The sequence below is a fragment of the Endozoicomonas sp. ONNA2 genome (assembly GCF_024606365.1).
GTDB lineage: Bacteria > Pseudomonadota > Gammaproteobacteria > Pseudomonadales > Endozoicomonadaceae > Endozoicomonas.
The window spans coordinates 1-5,035 of the sequence record NZ_JAHHPO010000493.1 but is presented as its reverse complement, the minus strand read 5'-3'; the positions used below and the strand labels follow the sequence as shown (position 1 = coordinate 5,035).

Annotated in this window: 4 protein-coding genes; 1 reads left to right on the top strand and 3 read right to left on the bottom strand. The window is 47.8% G+C overall.

Annotated elements, in window-relative coordinates:
* The first annotated feature begins 366 nt into the window (after positions 1 to 366).
* On the top strand, positions 367 to 1,611 hold the full coding sequence (locus tag KDK14_RS08880; RefSeq protein WP_257264733.1) for a hypothetical protein: 1,245 nt from the start codon (positions 367 to 369) through the stop codon (positions 1,609 to 1,611).
* Here KDK14_RS08880 and KDK14_RS08875 read toward each other — a convergent pair.
* From KDK14_RS08875 to KDK14_RS08865, 3 genes are all read right to left on the bottom strand, one after another.
* Positions 1,608 to 1,823: a hypothetical protein gene (locus KDK14_RS08875; protein ID WP_257264732.1), complete on the bottom strand. Its 216-nt coding sequence runs from the start codon at positions 1,821 to 1,823 to the stop codon at positions 1,608 to 1,610. The genes KDK14_RS08880 and KDK14_RS08875 overlap by 4 nt on opposite strands.
* 54 nt (positions 1,824 to 1,877) lie before the next feature.
* Positions 1,878 to 3,320 (bottom strand): bifunctional D-glycero-beta-D-manno-heptose-7-phosphate kinase/D-glycero-beta-D-manno-heptose 1-phosphate adenylyltransferase HldE, encoded by a 1,443-nt coding sequence (gene hldE, locus KDK14_RS08870; protein ID WP_257264731.1) that lies wholly within the window; start codon positions 3,318 to 3,320, stop codon positions 1,878 to 1,880.
* Between the two features lie 445 nt (positions 3,321 to 3,765).
* Entirely contained in the window at positions 3,766 to 4,833 is a 1,068-nt protein-coding gene (locus KDK14_RS08865) for a hypothetical protein (RefSeq protein ID WP_257264730.1), read from the bottom strand.
* Between the last annotated feature and the right edge of the window lie 202 nt (positions 4,834 to 5,035).

Genomic DNA, 5,035 nt, shown 5'->3' with positions numbered 1-5,035 from the left:
GGCATTTTCCCGGACTGAATAAAATGATGAAGTTATTCCGGGACAATTCCTAAGCACTAACCATATGAAATCATATATTTCTGACTCCTTGTGTCGGCACTCACGGCAACTGCTCCTGCGTTGCTCCGGGAGCCAGCAAAGCAGATGATCCCGGCCAAAATCAGCAGTACCAACAATCCGCAATGACCGAATTTTAACCATGGCTTGTTGGTTCAGCAAAAGGACGAGTTCAGATTCCGGGATCAGTGCAGCTGTGATTGGTACAGCGGGCACTGACACTGAGTTTGCCGGTATCGTTGATCATCAGATGCCTGATCCGTTTCCTATACTTCAGGAGATAACCAACAGAGCACATGGATGAAGCCAATGAGCAAGGTCGATGAGAGCAACCTGAGTCAGCCAGCCATCCCACCAAACAACAACAATCCGGAGAAACCTCAAAACACCAGTGCAGGCCGAATTTCCCTTATAGCAGATGCTGCGATTAAGCCAACAATTGGCGAAGCTGGCCATGCATTATCCAATGAGCGGACAGATCCTGGTCTGGAGAAACGCCAGATCATCCTGTCTTCGCCCCATGAGATCACTGACCTCAAACAGAGTAAACAAAAGAAGGATCAGCTTATAATTCTCGAAGAGAAAATCCAGAACGCAACTCAAAGTCTGACCCAAACGAACCGTAATAGTCCAAAGCAGTGTCAACAAATCGAGACCCTCATCAACGCCCATATGGATGAACTCGAAATGATGGGCGATCCACTGTACACGACCCGGCAACTGGCTTTGTTTCGAGACTACCTGCAAGAGCAATTGGTTCTCATGCCCGCTGTCTGCAAAGGCATTTTCCGCTCGAACCCAAATGACAACCAGCAATTTCTCAGTGAAATGGCGGACAAAATCAACGATAAGATTATTGCTACTATAAAGGCTCCAGACCATATTTTTGAGGATCTGGCCATACCGGCTGAGATTGAAAGGAAGATGCGAACCTCCAGTGACATTTGTCATGAAAGCGATATGGTCGCCATGAAAGCCGATTTGGATAAAAAAGGTATACTTGTCATCCCCAACCAGATCGGTGTCGATTTGATCAGAAACACAGTACGTATTCACAGCAACAATGGAGTCGACTTTGACAATAGTGCTCTATGCGCTGAATACCGCCAGAAGATGGCTCATGATGAGACGGATGCCGCCGACGACGTTCGTCAGGCGTTAGAAGGCGAAATTATCAATGGCCTTGATGGGCTACCGATCGAAACACAGATGCAGATACTCAGCCACATCAACCAGACCGAGCTTAATCATATGCTTTACTGTCTCCAGGGTACTCTGGTTGACATGATGCCCGATTGGGGGCTGCTAGCCCAGCAAAACCCGGAGCTGGCGATCGACGTAATACGTAACGCCCACAGCACTGACATCACCTACCGCATGAACGCTATTCCAACCTTTGTGGGTGGGGCAGGAACTACTGTTGGTGAGCCTCTTGACTATGATAGTCAATCTCGCCTCTCGCTCAGTCGCACTGCCACTATCGACAATGATGGCCATGTTGATTACGGAAAAATTGAGGTGCAGTTCTATCTCCATAAGGTGAAAGAGAGTTAGTCTGCACCAGCTATAAGGTAAACAACGGTTCCCTCTGCATCGGGCTGAAGTAGCGCCTGCTGCCGACATTCTTCCGACACCGCCAGTCGCCTGATTTTTGATGCTGATTCGTTGATGGTTTGAACCTGAATTCCGCTGATCACCCCTGAGCCATGCCCACAGGGGATAACTTTTGAACCTCTCAGCCCGGAATCAGAAATTTTTAACCTCAATTTCTCGCAATCCTCGCTATGGGCGCTATTCCCGGACAGCCTCCCGGATATCAATCAGGCAGGTTGTGCCTCTTTTTCATCGCGAATTTTATCGACAATGGCCGTCGTTGAGCAGTTCTCCAGGAAAGCCAGTACTTTTACTTCACCGCCGTATTCATGAACGATGGGGGCGCCGACCACTTTATCCAGTGAATAGTCGCCGCCTTTGACCAGGACATCCGGCTTGATTGCCCGAATCAGATTTTCCGGGGTATCTTCATCAAAACTGACAACCCAGTCCACCGCTTCCAGGCCAGCCATTACTGCCATCCGGCGTTCCACCGGATTAATCGGGCGGCCTTCACCTTTCAGGCGAGTAACAGAATCATCGCCATTAATGGCAAGAATCAGTCTGTCCCCCTGCTTTCGTGCCTGCTCGAGATAGCCCACATGGCCAGCATGGAGGATATCAAAGCAGCCATTGGTGAATACGATCTTTTCGCCGTGAGCCCGGGCATCTTCAACGGCGACCATCAACTGCCCTGCAGATACGGCACCTCTTTCAGCGCCCAGCTCCCGGTTAACTTCACGCCTCAGCTCGGGCATGGAGACACTGGCGGTGCCCAACTTGGCTACAACAATGCCTGCGGCAATATTGGCAAGACCGGCGGCCCGGGGCAGGTCACAGCCAGCGGCCAGGGAGGCGGCAAGTACTGATATCACAGTATCTCCCGCACCGGTCACATCGAAGACTTCTCTTGCCCTTGCCGGGAAGTGAACCTCAGGCTCATTTTCCCGGATCAGCGTCATACCTTGCTCACTGCGGGTAATAAGCAGCGCTTCGAACTCAAGATCTTTCAATAGTTGTTGCCCTCTATTGACCAGCTCTTCTTCGCTGCGGCAGGGGCCAACAATCGTCTCGAACTCAGTCAGATTGGGCGTTATCACCGTTGCGCCACGGTAACGCTCAAAGCTGTTGCCCTTGGGGTCCACGAGCACGGGGATATTATGGGATCGAGCCAGGCGAATCAGCTGCTGGCAGCCCTGCAGCGTTCCCTTGCTGTAATCAGAAAGGACAATGGCGCTCAGATTGTGGAGAAGCCGGGCGGCCTTTTCTTCAATAACATCAGGACTCAGACCATCAAAGGTTTGCTCATGATCCAGGCGGATCAACTGTTGATTCTGGGAAATAACCCGTAACTTGGTAATGGTGGGCACACCGGGGACTCGGGCAAAGCTGCAGTAAATGCCTGCGGCCTCCAGTCGGATCTGAAGAGCATCGGCGGCTTCATCATCACCGGTGGCCGCGATAACCCATGCCGGTGCGCCCAGTGTGGCAATGTTGAGAGCAACATTACCCGCTCCGCCCGGACGCTCTTCTATCTGCCCGACTTTGACTACCGGCACCGGAGCTTCCGGTGAGATCCGGGAGGTGGCACCATGCCAGTATCGATCCAGCATGATATCGCCGATTACCAGGACTTTGGCCAGATCAAAACGGGGAATCGTCAATTTCATCAATGAAGTCCAGTCAGTTTAATGGCAGTTGCATACCATACCACAGTCGTGCGATATGCGCCTTAAAGTCAGTTGACGGGTATTTTGGCGCGGGTATTTTGGTATGGGTATTTTGGCACAGGTATTTTTGGCAAAGGTTGAGTAGCACACGCAGGTACACCTTATGTTTGTCGTACATGTGTCTGGAAGGAATACGGCTGTTTCATGCCAAGGCTGCTATTTTAGCATAGATGTTTTTTTGCAGCGTAGGGAATTGTACCGGTGGCCTGAGAATGTGGAAGGTTCAATGAAGAGATCATTCATTGAAATCAAGAGGGTGCGACGGGTAAGTCGTTAACCAAATAAAATGATATTTTCTGGCTAAGTGGTCAGTCACTCTCGTCAACTGCTCCTGCTTTGCCCTGACTCCCACATCCATGTGGTCGTGCGCGGGATTCGGGGCAGTTTATGAAATATCCGGGTTAGCATTACAAAAATAGGCACTTCTCACTGATGGTGAAGCTTCTCTGGCTGTCTTGTAGTAATCCGATATTTGGGTTCTGCCTGTTCGCCATCGCTCTGCTACTGCTTTGAGCTGAGGCCAGTTAAATTCTTGCATCCGATTCTCATAAAGTGATTCCGTATTACTTTGACGGTTAGCAAAAAAGTCGAGATAGAGCAGCTCATTAAAATCATGCCAAATTAACAGTTCATCTTCAGCGTGAATTTCACCATCAAATTTTCTTTGGTAAAATTCAAGGAAAAGTTTTTTGTCAAATACCTCTGCATAATGACAAGCACTTAAAGATTCATTTATTTGATCAAAATTAATCACGCCCTTTGTGTTAACGCAATTCATGTAATCAGAACAGGAGATTTCAACGATATTAATAGCAGCACACTCTCGCCTTGGAAAGGCATAATGCTCTATCAAGGAAAAGCCTCTATAAAGATGCTCATCTTTTTTTTCAGGAATATAACAAAGAAGACTCTTCCTGAAATCATAGAATTCAGAATTGAAATAATCCGGGTATTCTTGTGGAGAATTTTTTTCTTTTTGATCTCGTCGAAAAAAATCGAACACAAAGTTATCATATCTTAGTGCAACATGATGTAGCCACAACCGGGACGGCAGGTATTCTGCTGGAGTATGTGCCACCGCTTTCTCCCTGGCGGGCCTCACGACTAATATTTTTGTCTTGCCTAACGCTTCTTGCGACAACTTGCTCACCAGTATCTCAGCAAGTCGCTGCATATTAACATGACACTCGCGATCTGAAGAAACCTCTGCCATTGAACGTGAGATGGTGTTCAGCGTCGCCTCAACATCGGGTGAGATATGCTTTTGTGAAATTTTTCTTATGGATAAATCTGATTGTTCAATCTTTTTTGATTCTTCTTTAGGTTGCAGTGTGTGCGAGAGAGTGTAATGACTACAGTTATACCCGGAAAAACCACCTGCCTGCACCCTGACCAGATCTTCATAATGACGTTGGTTGCCATTAGTAAGATATGTCTCGTCTGAAATATGCATAGTGAGCCTTATTATCTGAGAAGGTTATTTCAATAAGTATAAATAGGTTGAATGTCACACATTAATAACGCGATAGTAAGTCATCGTAACAAAAACCATTTTTTAAGAAAGGACAACCTCACCGGGTTAATAAGCTGGAATTGGTATTAAGTAGTTAACCAAATGAAATCATATTTTCTGACTAAGTGGACAGTCACTCTGC